The 17,940-nt window shown below is 38.4% G+C and carries 9 protein-coding genes; all 9 read left to right on the top strand.

Annotated elements, in window-relative coordinates:
• Positions 1 to 139 precede the first annotated feature (139 nt).
• The 9 genes from JO950_RS17725 (at position 140) to JO950_RS17685 (ending at position 17,554) form a co-directional block, all read left to right on the top strand.
• Positions 140 to 1,150, top strand: coding sequence for a LacI family DNA-binding transcriptional regulator (locus JO950_RS17725; protein WP_202703833.1), 1,011 nt, complete (start codon positions 140 to 142; stop codon positions 1,148 to 1,150).
• Positions 1,151 to 1,465: 315 nt separating this feature from the next.
• Complete coding sequence (locus JO950_RS17720) at positions 1,466 to 4,555, top strand: SusC/RagA family TonB-linked outer membrane protein (protein ID WP_237732381.1); 3,090 nt, start codon at positions 1,466 to 1,468, stop codon at positions 4,553 to 4,555.
• A 15-nt stretch (positions 4,556 to 4,570) separates the two neighbouring features.
• Entirely contained in the window at positions 4,571 to 6,088 is a 1,518-nt protein-coding gene (locus tag JO950_RS17715; protein ID WP_202703831.1) for a SusD/RagB family nutrient-binding outer membrane lipoprotein, read from the top strand.
• Between the two features lie 708 nt (positions 6,089 to 6,796).
• A complete protein-coding gene (locus JO950_RS17710; protein WP_202703830.1) occupies positions 6,797 to 8,785 on the top strand; it encodes a glycoside hydrolase family 2 protein in 1,989 nt (662 codons plus the stop codon).
• 393 nt (positions 8,786 to 9,178) lie between these two features.
• Positions 9,179 to 11,455, top strand: coding sequence for a GH92 family glycosyl hydrolase (locus tag JO950_RS17705; protein ID WP_202703829.1), 2,277 nt, complete (start codon positions 9,179 to 9,181; stop codon positions 11,453 to 11,455).
• A 152-nt stretch (positions 11,456 to 11,607) separates the two neighbouring features.
• Positions 11,608 to 13,893 carry a GH92 family glycosyl hydrolase gene (locus JO950_RS17700; RefSeq protein WP_202703828.1) on the top strand — a complete coding sequence of 762 codons (2,286 nt, stop codon included), beginning with the start codon at positions 11,608 to 11,610 and terminating at the stop codon, positions 13,891 to 13,893.
• A 4-nt stretch (positions 13,894 to 13,897) separates the two neighbouring features.
• Positions 13,898 to 15,358 (top strand): glycoside hydrolase family 125 protein, encoded by a 1,461-nt coding sequence (locus JO950_RS17695; RefSeq protein WP_202703827.1) that lies wholly within the window; start codon positions 13,898 to 13,900, stop codon positions 15,356 to 15,358.
• Positions 15,359 to 15,465: 107 nt separating this feature from the next.
• Positions 15,466 to 16,434 (top strand): ROK family protein, encoded by a 969-nt coding sequence (locus tag JO950_RS17690; RefSeq protein WP_202703826.1) that lies wholly within the window; start codon positions 15,466 to 15,468, stop codon positions 16,432 to 16,434.
• Between the two features lie 115 nt (positions 16,435 to 16,549).
• A complete protein-coding gene (locus JO950_RS17685) occupies positions 16,550 to 17,554 on the top strand; it encodes an isoaspartyl peptidase/L-asparaginase family protein (RefSeq protein WP_202703825.1) in 1,005 nt (334 codons plus the stop codon).
• Positions 17,555 to 17,940: the final 386 nt, after the last annotated feature.

The following is a 17,940-nucleotide window of genomic DNA, read 5'->3' as shown; positions in this document are numbered from 1 at the left end:
ATACTGATGATTATATGTTTAATTAACTTTAAAATAATGATTTGTATAAAAAAAAGAATTACAAAATCGTTTTAGTAACTGTTTTTATATATATTTGTGATATAATTAATAACTGCTTAATAAAAAATTAACTCATTAGATGAAAAAGATTACTATTAAGGATATTGCGACAGAGGCTCAGGTATCCATATCTACTGTATCTTTTGTTATCAATGGTAAAGGGGGAAAAATGGGCATCAGTCCGGCAGTGATCAAAAAGGTACAGGAAGTGGCCGAAAAGCTCAATTACAGACCCAGTATGATTGCTACCAGTCTTAGAACCGGGAAAACCAGATCTATAGGGCTTATTGTTGAAGACATTTCGAATCAGTTTTTTGCTGATCTTGCCAGAGTTATTGAAGATGAAGCGAAGAGTATTGATTACAGGGTTTTTTATTGCAGTACAGGAGGAGATGATGAACGTTCTGAAGAGTTGATACATAGTTTATTACAGGCCAATGTAGATGGTTTTATTGTAACGCCAACTCAGAATCTGGAAAATAGTATTGATCTTCTTTTAAAGTTAAAAAAACCGGTTGTATTGATCGACAGGTATTTTCCGGGACAAAGAGTGAGCCATGTGGTGATGGATAATTATGAAGCCTCCAATTCGGCTGCAAAATTCCTGATCAGTAAGGGACGCAAAAATATTGCGGTGGTAAATAATACCTCCGAGATGATTCAGATGAAGCTGCGTGAGGATGGATACAGAGATGCTTTGAAGGAAGCAGAAATGTACAATCCGTCACTTGTTCTTCACATGGATTACCATACTAATGAAGAGGCGAGAATTGCGGGAATAATAGATTTCTTTGAAAAGAACCTTGATATTGACGCGGTTTTGTTTTTGGCGAATTATATGGGACTTGCCGGACTTCAGGCTTTCCGAAGAATGGGAATCAAAATTCCGGAAGATATTTCGGTAATTAGTTTTGATGATCACGACAGTTTTAAATTGCATACGCCAACCATTAGTGTTATTGAACAGCCGATAGAAGATATCGCTGTAAAATCCATACAATTGTTAATGAGTCAGATGACGGATATGGAGAAGTTTGAAGTAGAAAAAAGTCTTAAAAAAGGAAAATTGATTATTAGAGAATCGGTTTAAAATTTTGAGAAAAAAAAATAAAAAGGGAAAAGAAACGGTTCGTTTTTTTTTAACCGTTTTACTAAATCGTTTTAGTAAATTTTAGATCAATTAAATTGAAAATGAGTTAGGTTTCTGATCAGTTTACGATATCGATTTCTTAATGGAGTGCTTATAAACATGACTATAAATAAGGCCGGGATATTTATAAGGTGCAAACCTTATAAGTATCCTAATTAAAAAGGAGTTCAAAATTTTTATTAATTATTTAAAACAATCAAATTTAGAAACAATCACAAAAATCAAAACAAACAAATAACCAAAAAAAGAATGCTTATGAAACGAATATTGGCAGTGTTAGGAATGGTGTTGTTCAGCAGCTTAGGAGCTGTGGCGCAAAACCGATTGATAACAGGCATAGTAGCTGATGCAGAAAACAAGGGAATTGTTGCTGCATCGATTGAGGTTCAGGGAAAACCGTATAGTGCAATCACTGATGCGGAAGGCCGATTTAAAATGAATGTGCCCGAAGGACCGGTTACTTTAAAAGTATCCTCTATAGGTTTTACATCGCAATCAATCGTATTGCAGCAAAACCAAAACAAAATTTCAGTGGTATTGGTCGAAAATACTCAGGAATTAAAAGATGTTGTAGTAACCTCGTTTGGAGTTAAAAAACAAAAGAAAAGTTTAGGGTATGCCGTTGGAGAATTGAAAGGCGATGACCTGACAAAAAATAAAGAAATTAACTTAGGGAACGCCCTTCAGGGGAAAATTGCCGGGGTTAACGTTTCTGCGCCGGTTACGGGGCCGTCAGGATCCAGCCGTGTGGTAATTCGTGGAGCAACTTCGGCTTCAGGATTGAACCAGCCTTTATATGTTGTCGATGGTATTCCGATTGATAACAGCCAGCAAGGAAACGCAGGAATGTGGGGAGGAGCTGATAAAGGAGACGGTATGTCTTCCTTCAATCCTGATGATATCGCTTCTATGTCGGTATTAAAAGGTAGTGCCGCTTCTGCTCTTTACGGATACAGAGGATCAAACGGTGTAATCTTAATTACCACTAAAAAAGGAAAAACAGGAACCGGAATTGGAGTAGATTTTAGTACCAACTCTACTTTTAATACACCGGCAAGTTTATTGAAATGGCAGGATCAATACGGAGCGGGAGCACCGGTAAATGGTGTCGCTACAAGATTTAAAAGCCTACAGGAACTTAGAGATGCGTATTATTTTGCTTGGGGAGATAAATACGACGGAACACCTTCTTTGGCTATTGACGGAACTACTAAACCTTACCAGGCTTACGGAAAAGATAACGTTGAAAACTTCTACAGAACCGGATTTTCTTTTAGTAACACGTTGGCTATTTCAGGTGGAAGCGAAACTACTAATTTCAGATTGTCTTTCGGAAATACAAAAGATGAATCGATCATGCCGGGAACAAACTTTGGCAGAAATAACATTGCTTTAAGTTTAAATTCAGCAGTAAATAAAAAAATAAGCATCGAGAGTAACGCTCAGTACATCACAGAGAAAAGTCGCAACCGACCTTATTTGAATGACTCTCCAAGAAACCCTTCTTTTCCAACTACTTTCCTGACACCGGGTACTGATATCAGATGGATCAGTAATGGTTTTGATGAAAATGGTGGCGAGGCTGATTATTTTGGAACAAATAACTATCACACAAATCCTTACTTTGCATCACAATCACCTTTAAACGATGACCTTAGAAAACGTTTTATCGGTTCTGCAAAAGTAAATTACAACATTACTGATAAAATCTACGCAAGAGCAGTTCTTGGAGTGGATGATATTAACTATGAGTACACGGAGATTGAGCCTACCGGAATCAACTACCTTCCGGGCGGATCTTATGAAAACAGATTAGAAAACCGTTCAGAATACAATGCTTCGGGTTATTTAGGGTACAAAGGCGATATCGTTAAAAACCTTTCTTTAGATGCTTTCATCGGAGCTAACCGTCAACACAACAGATTTAGCGGAATTAAAATGAAAGGGAATAACTTCATTGTTCCATTCCAATATTTCTATGGAAATACACAACCGGCTCAAACGGAGAAATTATTTGGTGAAACTGAAGTAAACTCTCTTTTCTATTCGGCCGATATAGGATACAAAGATTTCTTATATGTAAGTTTAACAGGTCGTGAAGACTGGTTCTCTACTTTAGATCCATCCAGCAACAGCACGTTTTATCCATCTGTGAGTTCAAGTTTTATTTATTCGGAAGTAATCGATTTACCGGAATGGATGTCATACGGAAAATTCAGAGCAGGTTGGGGTAACGTTGGAGGTGGATTGCAGGAAGCTTATGCCTTATCTTTGAATTATACTGCACCAGATGGACAAACCGATGCTTTGGGACAACCGATTTTGGGTGTTAAAGGAGAAACAGTTCCGAACAAATTTTTAAAACCTTATAACGTAACTACAATCGAGTTTGGTTTCGAAAATACATTCTTCAACAACAGAGTAAGTACAGATTTGACTTTCTACAGAAAGAAAACGACGAATGATATTACAGATGCTGATATCTCTCAGGCTTCAGGTTACAGAACAACAAAAATTAACGTGGGAGAAATTCTGAACAAAGGGGTTGAATTTGCAGTTAATGTAAAAGCGGTTAAAACACCAAATTTCTCTTGGAGTGTAGGTTATAATTTTGCTTATAACAATAGTGAGGTTCTTAACCTTTCAGATAAAATTACTACCAAATCATTGGAAGGAAACAGAGACGGAAGAGCTTCTGTGGTGTTAGAAAAAGGACAGCCTTTTGGAGTAATCAAAGCCTATGACTATTTAAGAGATGCTAACGGAAACGTCGTATTGGATACTAATGGGAAATTCCTGAGAGGGAACCTGATTATTGCAGGACAAGGTGTTGCACCAACATCTATGGGACTTTCAAATGATTTCCAGTATAAAAACTTTACGCTTTCAGTTTTTGTAGATGCTAAATTTGGAGGAGAGATTTATTCTGCGACCAACCAGTTAGGAGCCCGTTACGGATTAACAGAACAAACACTTTCTGGTCGTGAAGGCGGAGTTGCCGTAACCGGAAAAGATGTTAACGGAAATGCAGTAAACACAACTGTTTCGGCTTACGATTACTGGAGAAGCTATAGTGATGTAACTTCAAATTTTGTTTACGATGCCGATTTTGTGAAACTAAGAGCCATTTCATTTAGCTATAATTTCCCAAAAACATATTTGTCAAAAACACCATTTCAAGCCATCAGCTTAGCGTTTTCAGCACATAATTTATGGACGATTTACGACAAAGTTCCAAACATTGACCCGGAATCAAACTATTCTAATAGTAATGCCCAAGGTATGGAAAGAGCTTCTATGCCTTTGACCAGAAACTATGGATTGACACTTAATGTGAAATTTTAATAATCAAACCGAAAGATGAAAAATAAATATATAAAAATATTTTGTATCGCAGTTGTGGGGGCAATGACATTGGCTTCATGCGATAAAGGATTCGAAGAGTTAAACAGGAATCCAAATGCTTTGCTTGATCCGGCTGTAAAATCAATGTTTACACTTGCTGAGATCTACGTTGACGGACAAGATTTTTCAAATACCAGAGGAAATAACCTGTATGCGGCACAAATCGTTCAGCAATTTTCTTCATTAGGAGGACCAGGTTCAAAATATACCTATTCTCCGGAATATTCTGCAGCACTTTTTGGGGAGTCTTACGGTAAAGGATTGAATCAGATTTTTCAATTAATGGCTGTTGCAAAAGACGCACCGGAAAACTCAAACATGATTCAGGCTTGTAGAATCATGAAGGTGTTTATGTTTCAAAAATTGACAGATACTTACGGTGAAGTTCCTTATTTTGATGCAGGTAAAGGATACAATGGAAACGTTTTTGCCCCAAAATATGACACACAGGAAGCGATTTACAATGACCTTTTAAAAGAATTAGACGAAGCTGGTGATGCTTTAGATGTTAATAAACCATTCGTTGGTAATGCCGATTTATATTACCAGAGTAATGTTACTAAATGGAAAAAACTGGCGAACTCTTTAATGTTGAGAGTAGCGATGCGTTTGTCTAAAGTAAATCCTGCCAAAGCAAAACAATACGTAGAGAAAGCAGTATCGAAAGGTGTTTTTACTTCTAATGACGACAGTCTTGTTTTAAAACACGATTCAGGTCCGGCTGGGGTTAAAACCAATCCAATTACCTCTTCATGGGTTCAAAATGATCTGAACAAAGGAGAGGCCAATATCAAATTCAGTAAAACGTATATCGATGCATTGAAAAACAGTAACGATCCGCGCTTGAGAATTTATGCTAAACTGGAAGCTACAGGAAACAACAATCCGGCAAGTCAGCAAGGTCTTGCTAATGATGCTAAAGAATTTCCGGGTGGAGACAAAAAGAAGTTTTCAGATCCTAACACTTCTACAGTATTACGCTTAGATGCTCCTACTTTAATTATGTCCTACGCTGAGGTTCAGTTTATATTGGCAGAAGCAGCAGTAAAAGGATGGAGTGTTGGAGGAAATGCACAAAAGTTTTATGAAGACGGTGTAAAAGCAGCTATGGAAGTGCTTACTATTTTTGGAGACAAAGTACCGGCAGTTACGCCTGCAGAATATACCGCTTATATGACTGCAAATCCGTTTAAGGCAGCAGGAACCGAGGCTCAAAAAATCGAGCAGATTATCACTCAAAAATGGATTGTATTGCTATTCAATGGTTTTGAAGCATTTTCAGAATACAGAAGAACAGGATATCCGGTTTTAGTTCCGGTAAATGATCCAACAGGAGAAACAAAAGGAACTATACCAAGAAGATTAATTTACGATCAGTCAGAATTGATTACCAATTCGGCTAATTATAAAGAAGCAATTGCTCGCCAGGGGTTGGATTTAATGACAACCAGAATCTGGTGGGACAAGCAATAAATTTATGCGTTAGGTGAGTTAGTTGAGTTAAGCCGGGTAGGGATACCTGTACCTCCCGGCTTATTTTTTATTTTCTGTTTGATTTTCACTAATTTAGAGGAGTTGTATCCGAAAAAGTTCGATAAATCTTAATCCCTTTTTTTCGCAAAAGAAATTAGCTTCTGCTGAAAAAGATGGAATTATCATCCAAAGAACATCACAATTAGGACAGACTTTTAAGAAATCGAAAATCAGAAATCGAGAGTTTAACATCAGCGATCTAAAATGAATTAAAGCTTGGCAGCCGTAAAAAAAAGGAAATGATTTCAGAATATTTTGTTAGTTGCTTTTATTCCGTAATAAAAACCTAAAGCGAGAAGGAAATAATTGAAAAAGATTTATCCTTCTCCAACTGCCGGCGACAGCATTAAAAAATTGATTTAACACATAGAAACATAGATTTTTAGGTGTAAAAAGAGAACTAAAAAGAAATAAATTTCTTTCACATAGAAGGGTATGTGTATTTCAATGAAGTGGAACGTCTTTTTTAGGAATACAGAACCTATGTCACGATGTGTTAAAATAAATTGCAACGGATAAATAGTTTATGAGTCAGTTAATACCGATTGTATATGCATTATCGTCTACTAAAAGTTAGACCATTTTCATACAACATCGGCATTATACCAGAAACCGGAAGACTAGATACATAATTATAATTGGTATAAAATGGAGTATACAAAAAGATTTTATTGGTTTGTCGGCGTTTGTCTCGCCAATTTTTCATTGGCGGCAAATGCCCAAAATAAAGATTTAAAAACCGGCTGGCAGTATCGGGAGACTAAAACTGAAAAATGGTATCCTGCGACAGTTCCGGGAGAAATACATACCGATTTGCTGAACAATAAAACCATACCGGATCCATTTTATCGGGACAATGAAAAAAAACTGACCTGGATTGAAAAGAAAGACTGGGAGTATAAAACGACTTTTCAGGTAAGCCCGGCAACACTCGCTAAAAAACATACAGAACTGGTTTTTGACGGACTGGATACTTATGCAACCGTTTATCTGAACAATCAGGTAGTTTTAAAAGCCGACAATATGTTCCTGCAATGGCGCGTAGATGTAAAAAAAGTACTGAAATCAGGGAATAACAACCTGGTTATTGTATTTAAATCGGCGCAAAATGTAGTCGATTCCCTGGCCAAAAAAGATTTACCTTTTGTAATTCCGGACAATCCGCGTGCGTATGTGCGTAAAGCGCAATATCATTTTGGATGGGACTGGGGACCAAAATTCACCACTTGCGGAATCTGGAAAACCCCTCGTTTAGAAGCTTATGATAAAAAAGAAGCTGAGAAACCGTATGTGTTAGATCGTAAAATCGAATTGGTTCAGGAACCGGATAAGGTAGGTAAAACCTTTTATTTTAAAATAGACGGAAAACCGGTCTATATGAAAGGGGCCAATTATATTCCGTCGGATGCATTTCTTTCCAGAGTAACCAAAAAAGAATATGAAAAAGTAATCGGTATGGCCAAAGAGGCCAATATGAATATGCTTCGCGTATGGGGAGGTGGTATTTATGAAGACGATTATTTCTACGATTTATGTGATAAAAATGGTATCTACGTTTGGCAGGATTTTATGTTTGCCGGAACAATGGTGCCGGGAGATGATGCTTTTTTCGCCAATGTAAAAAAAGAAGTTCAGTATCAGGTGAAACGCTTACGTCATCACAAGAGTATTGTTTTGTGGTGTGGCAATAACGAAATCGACGAAGCCTTTAAAGATTGGGGATGGCAAAAGAGCATGAAAATGCCTAAGCAGGATTCTATTCGTTTATGGAAAGATTACGTTCGTTTGTTTCAGGACAGTATCCCAAAATGGGTAAAAGAAGTAGATGATAAACGACCATATATTAGTTCTTCGCCATCATTCCACTGGTCAAAAGCAAAAAGTTTAACCGAAGGTGACAGTCATTATTGGGGAACCTGGTGGGGATTGGAAGATGTGGAAGCCGTGCAAAATAAAACAGGACGTTTTGTGAGCGAATACGGAATGCAGGCCATGCCAAACTATTCGTCTATCGAAAGATTTACGCAACCTGAAGATCGCTATTTGTATTCGGATATTTTACAGGCCCATCAAAAAGCCGGAAAAGGATTCATGAAATTAGATTCGTACCTGAACCGATATTTTATTGATTCGACTAAAATTAAGAAAATGAATGTGGAGGATTATACGTATCTCACACAGTGTTTACAGTACTATTCGCTTAAAAATATTATTGGCATCCATCGTTCAAAAGCACCTTACAATATGGGAACATTGGTTTGGCAGCTTAACGATTGCTGGCCGGTAGCTAGCTGGAGCGTTACCGATTATTACGACAGACAGCCCAAAGCAGCATGGTACGCTATGAAAGAAGCCTACCGTGATGATAAAACGCCGGAAATTGATTTGAACCGTCCGATCAATCTAAAATTGGAAGACCCAAAAATCACCTGGCAGGTAAAAGGAAATAAGGTGATTCTAAAAGCCTCGAAATTGGCCAAATACGTCAACGTTTCTATAAAAGGATATACCGGAAAGTGGAGCGACAACTATTTCGATTTGAAAGCAGGAGAAGAGAAAACCATCACGTTTGAAGGTGCGATAGCAAAGCCAATCATTAGAGTTTATTCTCTATATGATGTTCTTAGCAGGTACTAAGGTTCTGAGAGGCTGAGGTTCTGAGTTTTTTAGGTACAAAGTTGCAAAGGTTCAAAGCGACAAAGGTTTTTAACAGAGGTGGAGTGCGTTTGCTTGGCGAGCTTTGCGTAAAACCTTGCTTACTTTGCGGTTAAATTTTAAAAATAGCGGTGTAGATCAGTTTATCTTAAAAGGTTCTGAGATGCTGAGGTTCTGAGATTTTTAGTTGCAAAGGTTCAAAGCGACAAAGGTTTTTTGTAGAGGCGCATGGCAGTGCGTGTACTTTGTGTCCTTTGCGTAAATCCTTGCGCGCTTTGCGGTTAAATTTTTAGGTTCAAAATTAAAAAATAGCTGTGTAAATCTGTTTAATCAGTGTCATCCGTGGCCCATCACACAAGTCAATAAAAAAATAATATGTTTACAAAATATAACAAAATAGCTTTTAGCGGGATTTTAGCTTTAAATCTATTTTTTGCCAATCCCGTTGTTTCACAGCAAAAGAAGGCAAAACAACCCCATTTAGATTATACCCAATATGTGAATCCGTTTATTGGTTCTGCGGGTCACGGACACGTATTTGTGGGAGCCAACGTTCCATTTGGAGCAGTGCAATTAGGCCCTGTAAATGTTTTTGAAGGCTGGGATTGGTGCAGTGGGTACAACTATGCCAGCAACACCATTTTAGGCTTCACACATACCCATTTGAGCGGAACAGGAATTGGAGATCTCAATGATATCCTTTTACTGCCGGTATCCGGAAAAGTGCCGCTTACCAAAGGAACAAAAGAAGACATGACTACCGGTTACGGCTCTTATTTCTCACATCAGAATGAAGTGAGTAAGGCCGGATATTACAGCGTTTTCTTAGATAAATATAAAATTAAAGCAGAACTGACCGCCAGTGAAAGAGTTGGTTTTCATAAGTATACTTTTAATTCCAGCACTGATAATCATGTTTTACTGGATCTTGCAGATGGAATTGGCTGGGACAAACCGGTTAAAACGTTTATCAAAAAAATCAATGAAACCACGCTTGTGGGCTATAGATATTCTTCAGGCTGGGCTGCAGATCAGCGTATTTTTTTTACCATGGAATTTTCCGAGCCAATTGCTGCGATGGCCTTGTATGATGCTACCACTGCAATTGCCGGAAACGAGGGAGAAGCCTTGAAAATGAAAGCGGTTCTTGATTTTAAAGCGCTAAAAAACAAACAGATTTTAGTAAAAGTCGGAATATCTCCGGTAAGTTATGAGAATGCTTCGGCAAACATTAAAGCCGAGATTCCGGGTTGGAATTTTGAGGCTGTAGCCAAAGAAGCAACTTCAAAATGGAACAAAGAACTGAACAAAATTCAGATCAAAGCCGACGATAAAACGATGAAAGTTTTTTACACTGCGATGTACCACACCATGTTTGCGCCTTCCATCTTTAATGATGTTAACGGAGATTACAGAGGTACCGATAAGAAAGTGTACGAAAAAGCAAATTTTACCAACTATACCACCTTCTCACTTTGGGATACGTATCGCGGACTGCATCCATTGTACACCCTTACACAGCCCGACAAAATCAATGATATTGTGAAGTCGTTCCTGGCCATTTATGAGCAGCAGGGAAGATTGCCGGTTTGGCATTTAATGGGGAATGAAACCAATACCATGAACGGAAATCACTCCATAGCGGTTATCGTTGATGCTTATAGAAAAGGATACAGAGGATATGATGTTGCCTTGGCCTACGAAGCCATCAAAAAAACAGCCATGCAAACCCGCGACGGAATGGATTATGTACAAAAACTGCAATACATCCCCGCAGATAAAATGCTCGAATCTGTTGGAAATGCTTTAGAATATGCTATCGATGATTACTGCGTAGCCTTAATGGCAAAGGATCTGAACAAAACGGAAGATTATAATTATTTCTCGAAAAGAGCCAATTTATACAAGCTTTACTTCGACAAAGAAACCACTTTTATGAGAGGTAAGTTGACGGATGGAAATTGGAGAACACCTTTCAATCCGCTTTCATCAGCACACCGAAAAGACGATTATGTAGAAGGAAATGCCTGGCAGTACACCTGGTTAGTTCCACAGGATCCTTATGGTTTGATTGATTTGTTTGGAAGTGAAGATAAATTTCTGGCCAAATTAGACTCTCTTTTCTTAATCACAGACAAAGTAGAAGGCGAGGAAATCTCTCCGGATATTAGCGGTTTAATTGGTCAGTACGCACAAGGAAACGAACCGAATCACCATATTCCGTACCTGTACGCTTACGCAGGACAACCCTGGAAAACGGCAAAACTAATCCGTGAAATCGATGAGAAATTCTATTCGACAAAACCGGACGGATTGTGCGGAAACGAAGATTTGGGGCAAATGTCGGCTTGGTACGTTTTGTCTTCTATGGGATTCTACTCGGTTAATCCGGCCAACGGAATTTATGTATTAGGAAGTCCGTTAGTCAATACGGCAACGATACATCACAAAGAAGGTATTTCGTTTACACTGAAAGCAATCGATAACAGCAAGACAAATATCTATATCCAAAAAGCAGAGTACAACGGGAAACCTTATACAAAATCATACATCACACACGATATGATCGTAAAAGGAGGAGAATTGAAATTGTATATGGGAAGCAAACCGTCGATGACTTTTGGAGTGAAAAAAGAAGACAGGCCGCTTTAGAATTTTAGATTGCAGATTTTAGATTTTAGAACAAAGAACAAAGAACAAAGAATATAGAATAAAGAATAAAGAGTATAGATTTTTAGAAGAGATCAGTTACCGTTTTTAGCTTAAAGCCTAAAGCTTAAAGCCTAAAGCAAAAAAACAAAAACATGAAAATAAAGAGTTTACTTTTTTTAGGACTATTGCAATGCTTCGGTTTTGTTAATGCACAGATCAAAGCGATAGATGCTGTAGAGTATGTAAATCCGTTAATGGGGACACAATCTTTGCACAGTCTTTCGAATGGAAATACTTATCCGGCGATTTGCAGACCTTGGGGAATGAATTTCTGGACACCACAAACCGGAAAAATGGGTGACGGTTGGGCTTATATTTATACTGCCGAGAAGATCAGAGGATTCAAACAAACCCATCAACCTTCACCCTGGATGAACGATTACGGACAGTTTTCGATCATGCCCGTAACCGGTAAATTGGCTTTTACCGAAGACGAAAGAGCAAGCTGGTTCAGTCACAAAGCAGAGGTTTCAAAGCCGTATTATTACAGCGTTTACCTGGCCGATTACGATGTAACCACAGAAATCACCACTACCGAAAGAGCGGCACATTTTCAGATCACCTTTCCGGAAAACGAACAGTCTTCTATCGTAATCGATGCTTTTGACAAAGGATCTTACATCAAAATAATTCCGTCTGAAAATAAAATTATCGGCTATACCACCCGCAATAGTGGTGGAGTTCATGAGAATTTCAAAAACTATTTTGTACTGCAATTCGATAAGCCTTTTGCGGCTACTGCTGCCTGGCACGGGAAAGTTTTAGAAAAAGACAAACTCGAATTAAAAGACAATCATGTAGGTGCTGTTATTGGATTTAAAACTAAAAAGGGAGAAATCGTAAACGTAAAAGTTTCCTCTTCATTTATTAGTTTCGAACAAGCCGAATTGAATTTAAAGAACGAATTAGGTACAGCATCATTTACCGAAACCGTAGCACAATCCAAACAGGAATGGAATAAAGTTTTAGGAAAATTAAATGCCGAAGGCGGAAGCGAAGAACAATTAAAAACGTTTTACTCCTGCTTGTACCGCACCGTTTGTTTTCCGCAAAAACAGTATGAGATCAATGCAAAAGGAGAGACTGTACACTACAGCCCGTATAATGGTAAAGTATTGCTGGGTTATAGGTTCGCAGGAACAGGTTTTTGGGATACTTTCCGTGCCTTGTATCCTTTGTTGAATTTGGTTTATCCTTCGATTAATAAAGAAATGCAGGAAGGACTCATCAACGATTATAAAGAGGGAGGCTTTTTGCCGGAATGGTCAAGCCCGGGATTCCGCGACGTGATGGTCGGAAACAATTCTGCCTCGGTAGTTTCAGATGCTTATATGAAAGGATTACGCGGTTATGACATCAACAAACTGTACGAAGCCTTAGTACACGGAGCGAATAATGAAGGACCTTTAGAAGCAGTAGGAAGAAAGGGTGTATCGTATTACAACACGTTGGGGTACGTTCCTTATGATGTGAAAATTAACGAAAATGCGGCAAGAACCTTAGAATATGCCTACGATGATTTTACGATTTGGAAATTAGCGAAAGCATTAAATCGTCCGAAAAAAGAAATCGATTTGTTTGAAAAAAGAATGATGAATTATAAGAATCTTTATAATCCTGAAATCGGATGGATGAGTGGCAGAAATAAAGATGGAAGTTTCCCGAAAAATTTTAATCCGCTTAAATGGGGAGATGCTTTTACAGAAGGAAATGCTTTGCATTACAGCTGGAGTGTATTTCATGATGTACAAGGCTTGATTGGTTTAATGGGAGGGGAGAAAAAATTCACCGCCAAATTAGACGCTGTTTTTACAACACCTCCGGTTTTTGATGACAGTTATTACGGAGCTGTTATTCATGAAATTCGAGAAATGCAAATTATGAATATGGGACAATATGCCCACGGTAATCAGCCGATTCAGCACATGATTTATTTGTACAACTATGCCGGAGAGCCTTGGAAAACGCAATATTGGTCAAGAGAAGTGATGAACCGTTTGTACAAACCCACTCCGGATGGTTATTGCGGAGATGAGGATAACGGACAAACCTCTGCCTGGTATATTTTCTCGGCTATGGGATTCTACCCGGTTTGCCCGGGAACCGACGAGTATGTACTTGGAGCGCCTTTGTTCAAGAAAATTACGCTGGAACTCGAAAACGGAAAACATTTGGTCATCAATGCTCCAAACAATTCAGCTGACAACAAATACGTTCAGGAATTAAAATGGAACAACACCACCCATACCAAAAACTTCATCAACCATTTTGAAGTATTAAAAGGAGGGGAATTCAATTTCGACATGAGCAGTAAACCCAATTTACAAAGAGGAACTTCTTCAAGTGCCTATCCATATTCTTATTCAACTTCAAAATAATACTATGCAGTCACGTAGAAAATTTATAAAAAATACAGGGATTTTTTCAGCAGGATTATTGGCGCTTCAAACGGATGTTTTCGGAATGCAATCGGATGTATTCAATTTTGCACTAAAAGATTTTATTACCAAAAGACCTCCGTTGGCAGAACGAAAATTTACCAGTAGAGCAATTGAAGCTGCCATTGTAAGAATCAAAAAACAAATTGCGAATCCGGAACTTGCCTGGTTGTTTGAAAACTGTTTTCCGAACACCTTAGATACCACTGTCGATTTTGAAATTATCGACGGAAAACCGGATACTTATGTCATTACAGGAGATATCGATGCCATGTGGCTGCGTGACAGTACAGCGCAGATCTGGCCTTATATTCCATTTGTAAAAGAAGATAAAAAACTGGCAGAACTGGTAAAAGGAGTAATCAATCGTCAGACCAAATGCATTTTGCTAGATCCGTATGCAAACGCTTTCTACAAAGATTTTGCGCAAGTGAGTGAGTGGAAAAACGACATGACCAAGATGCAGCCCGGTATTCACGAACGCAAATGGGAGATCGACAGTTTATGTTACCCGATAAGATTGGCACACGGTTATTGGAAGGAAACAGGAGATATCAGTTTGTTCGACAGCAAGTGGAAAGAAGCGATGCTTTTGGTATTGCAGACTTTCAAAGAGCAGCAGAGAATGCACGATAAAGGACCTTACAATTTCCAACGGGTTACAGCCTGGGCGACAGACGGAGTACCTTTAAGCGGTTACGGATATCCGGTAAAACCATGCGGATTAATTGTTTCGACTTTCAGACCTAGTGACGACAGTACGCTGTTTGGTTATTTAATTCCGAGTAATATGTTCGCGATCGAAGTATTGGGGTATCTGATCGAAATTTTCTCTTTACCGGCTTTAAAAGATGATAATTTGGTAGCAAAAGCCAAAGAATTGCGTGGACAGGTTCAAAAAGGACTGGAAGAAAACGGAATCATCGAACATCCTAAGTTCGGAAAAATCATAGCTTTTGAAGTTAACGGTTACGGCAGTTTCCACATGATGGACGATGCGAATGTTCCTTCTTTATTGTCTTTGCCGTATTTAGGCGCAATAGCACCCGACAGTCCATTGTATCTGAATACCCGAAAAGTGGTACTTTCAGAGAACAATCCGTTTTTCTACAAAGGAAAAGCAGGAGAAGGAATTGGCGGTCCGCATACCGGGACAGATACCATTTGGCCAATGAGTATCGTTTTGAGAGCCATTACCAGCGTAGACGAGCAGGAAATTAAACAATGCATCAGCAACCTGATCAAAACAAATGCCGATACCGGTTTCATGCACGAGTCATTCCATAAAGACGATGTAGCCAAATTTACCCGAAAATGGTTTGCATGGGCCAATACCCTATTTGGAGAAATGATTGTACATACCAGCATTCATTATCCTCAAATTTTAAAAGATAAAAACATTTAAACTAAAATATTTACCATTAAGGAATTAGTAAAACTAGAGATAAAAATATTCACCATTAAGAAATTAAGAAAAATGAAGCCGTTAGACTTAATAAACTTAATTTCTTAATGTTGAAAAAAATAAAACTAAATTTTTCTAATCCGCATATTGGTTCAAATCCAAAATACAAAAGAATGAATAAAGAATATGCCGTTGGATTAGACATTGGAGGTACACATATCACCGCAGCGATTATTGATATAGTAGACATGAAAGTGATCGATTTTTCACTGCACAAAGAATCTTTCGATTCGAATTTGCCTGTAGCAGAAGTAATGACCATCTGGGAAAAAGCAATTCGCACCGCGATCGAAAACTCAAAAGTTGAAAATACCACAGGATTGGCCGTTTGCATGCCAGGTCCGTTTGACTATACGAATGGTGTTTGCTGGATAAAAGGGCAATCAAAATACGAGCATTTTTATGGACTTAATGTTCGCGATCTGTTTCAGAATCAATTGAAGCTGTCGGGTGATTTTCCGATATTGTTTGAAAATGATGCCGTTTGTTTTGGTAAAGGAGAAGTATTTAAAGATGCTGAAAATCTTTCTAAAAAAGTAATGGCTATCACATTAGGGACAGGGCTTGGAGCTTGTTTTATAGACAAAGGCGAATCGATTAGTACGGGCGATTTAGTACCAAAAGACGGAGAAATATACGATCTGCCTTATCAAGAAGGAATTGCCGAAGATTATGTTTCCGCACGTGGACTTATAGCCGGTTATTTTGCTTTAAGCGGAAAAAAAATAAACAACGGATTGGAGCTTTTTAATTTGGCCAAAGCCGAAGATAAAGTCGCGATAGAAGTGTTTGAAAAAATGGGAGAAGATTTAGCTGCGATTGTTATTCCATGGTTGGAAAAATTCGATGCGGATAGTTTCATCATTGGTGGAAAAATTGCCAACGCAAGTGAATTTTTTCTACCAATTTTCAACAAAAAGATAAAAGAAGCAGGAAGCGCCATCAATGTTGCTGTTTCTACAGACAACGAAAAAGCAGCTTTATTAGGCGCAACAAGTTTGCTTTATACAGCATAGTTTTGATTATATTAGATGCCACCGATTAAAAAGCTTTACAACACAGATTAGAGCATCCTTTGAATCCTCTAATCTGTGGCAAAAAAAATGATCAGCGGCCCGTAAAATAGTAGATATGACAAATTCAAATCGCAGGAATTTTATTAAAACGGCAGCTATTGCTTCAGTAGCGGTAGCCTTGCAATCTTTTCAATCCAATTCGGAAGAAGAAGAGAAAAACATAGTTTCTAAAAAAGGAAAAAAGCCCATTGTGCTTTCTACCTGGAGATTTGGAATTCAGGCCAATGAAGCTGCCTGGGAAGTTTTAAAAAACAAAGGAACTGCTTTAGACGCTGTCGAAGCCGGAGTTAAAATTCCGGAAGCCGATCCTAAAGAAAGAAGTGTAGGCTACGGCGGACGCCCGGACCGAGATGGCCGTGTAACATTAGATGCCTGTATTATGGATGAAAACGCTAATATAGGATCAGTTGCTGCTTTAGAATACATCAAACATCCCATATCGGTTGCGAGAGCAGTCATGGAAAAAACACCTCATGTGATGTTGGTAGGCGATGGAGCCCTGCAATTTGCGGTAGCACAGGGTTTCAAAAAAGAAAATCTGCTGACAGAGGAATCTGAAAAAGAATGGAAAGAATGGCTCAAAGACAGCAAATACAAACCCATTGCGAATATTGAGAATCATGACACCATTGGAATGATTGCTTTGGATGCCAATGGTAATCTTTCCGGAGCCTGTACAACAAGCGGAATGGCATTTAAAATGCACGGACGTGTTGGCGATTCCCCAATTATCGGAGCCGGTTTATATGTCGACAATGAAATAGGAGCCGCAACCGCTACCGGACATGGAGAAGAAGTCATCCGGATTTCGGGCTGTCATCTTGTGGTGGAATTAATGCGACAAGGTAAATCACCTCAAAAAGCCTGTGAAGAAGCCGTGGCCCGAATCGTAAAATTAACCAAAAACAGAAATAAAGATTTAAAAGACATTCAGGTAGGTTTTATTGCCCTGAACAAAGCCGGAGAATATGGTTCGTATTGCATTCAGGGAGGTTTTAACTACGCCGTTTACGACGACACCGGAAACCGTTTAATCGATGCCGATTTTTTTCTGAAGTAGGATAAAATGAACTCTTTATTGTAATTAATTTTGAGGGATCGCAGCGTAATAAAATAGTACTCTCTTTATCTTAAAGTACTTTAGGAATGAAAGTGACAGCCTTTTGCAATCTTTAAAGGTTTTACATTTTCCTAATAATTAGTTAATTGAAAAAAAATAATTTACAGCTTACCCCATAAGAGATAAGTGTTTGGGATCTGTTGCTCTGAAAGAGCTTCTGTAACAGTGCGGTGCAAAGCACCATCAATAATGATGATGATTGTTTTAGCCCTGTAAGGGCGAAAGCATAACCCAAAAAGCACCTATCTTATTTTATAACATAACTTTTAATTAAGATCTTATACTTTGTTTTTAGTTGCTTTTGCCCTTTCAGGGCAATTTAGATC

This window comes from Flavobacterium sp. UGB4466 (assembly GCF_903469665.1).
In the GTDB taxonomy this organism is placed as follows: domain Bacteria; phylum Bacteroidota; class Bacteroidia; order Flavobacteriales; family Flavobacteriaceae; genus Flavobacterium; species Flavobacterium lipolyticum.
The sequence above is the reverse complement of the archived record's forward strand: the minus strand, read 5'-3'. Positions and strand labels throughout refer to the sequence as shown.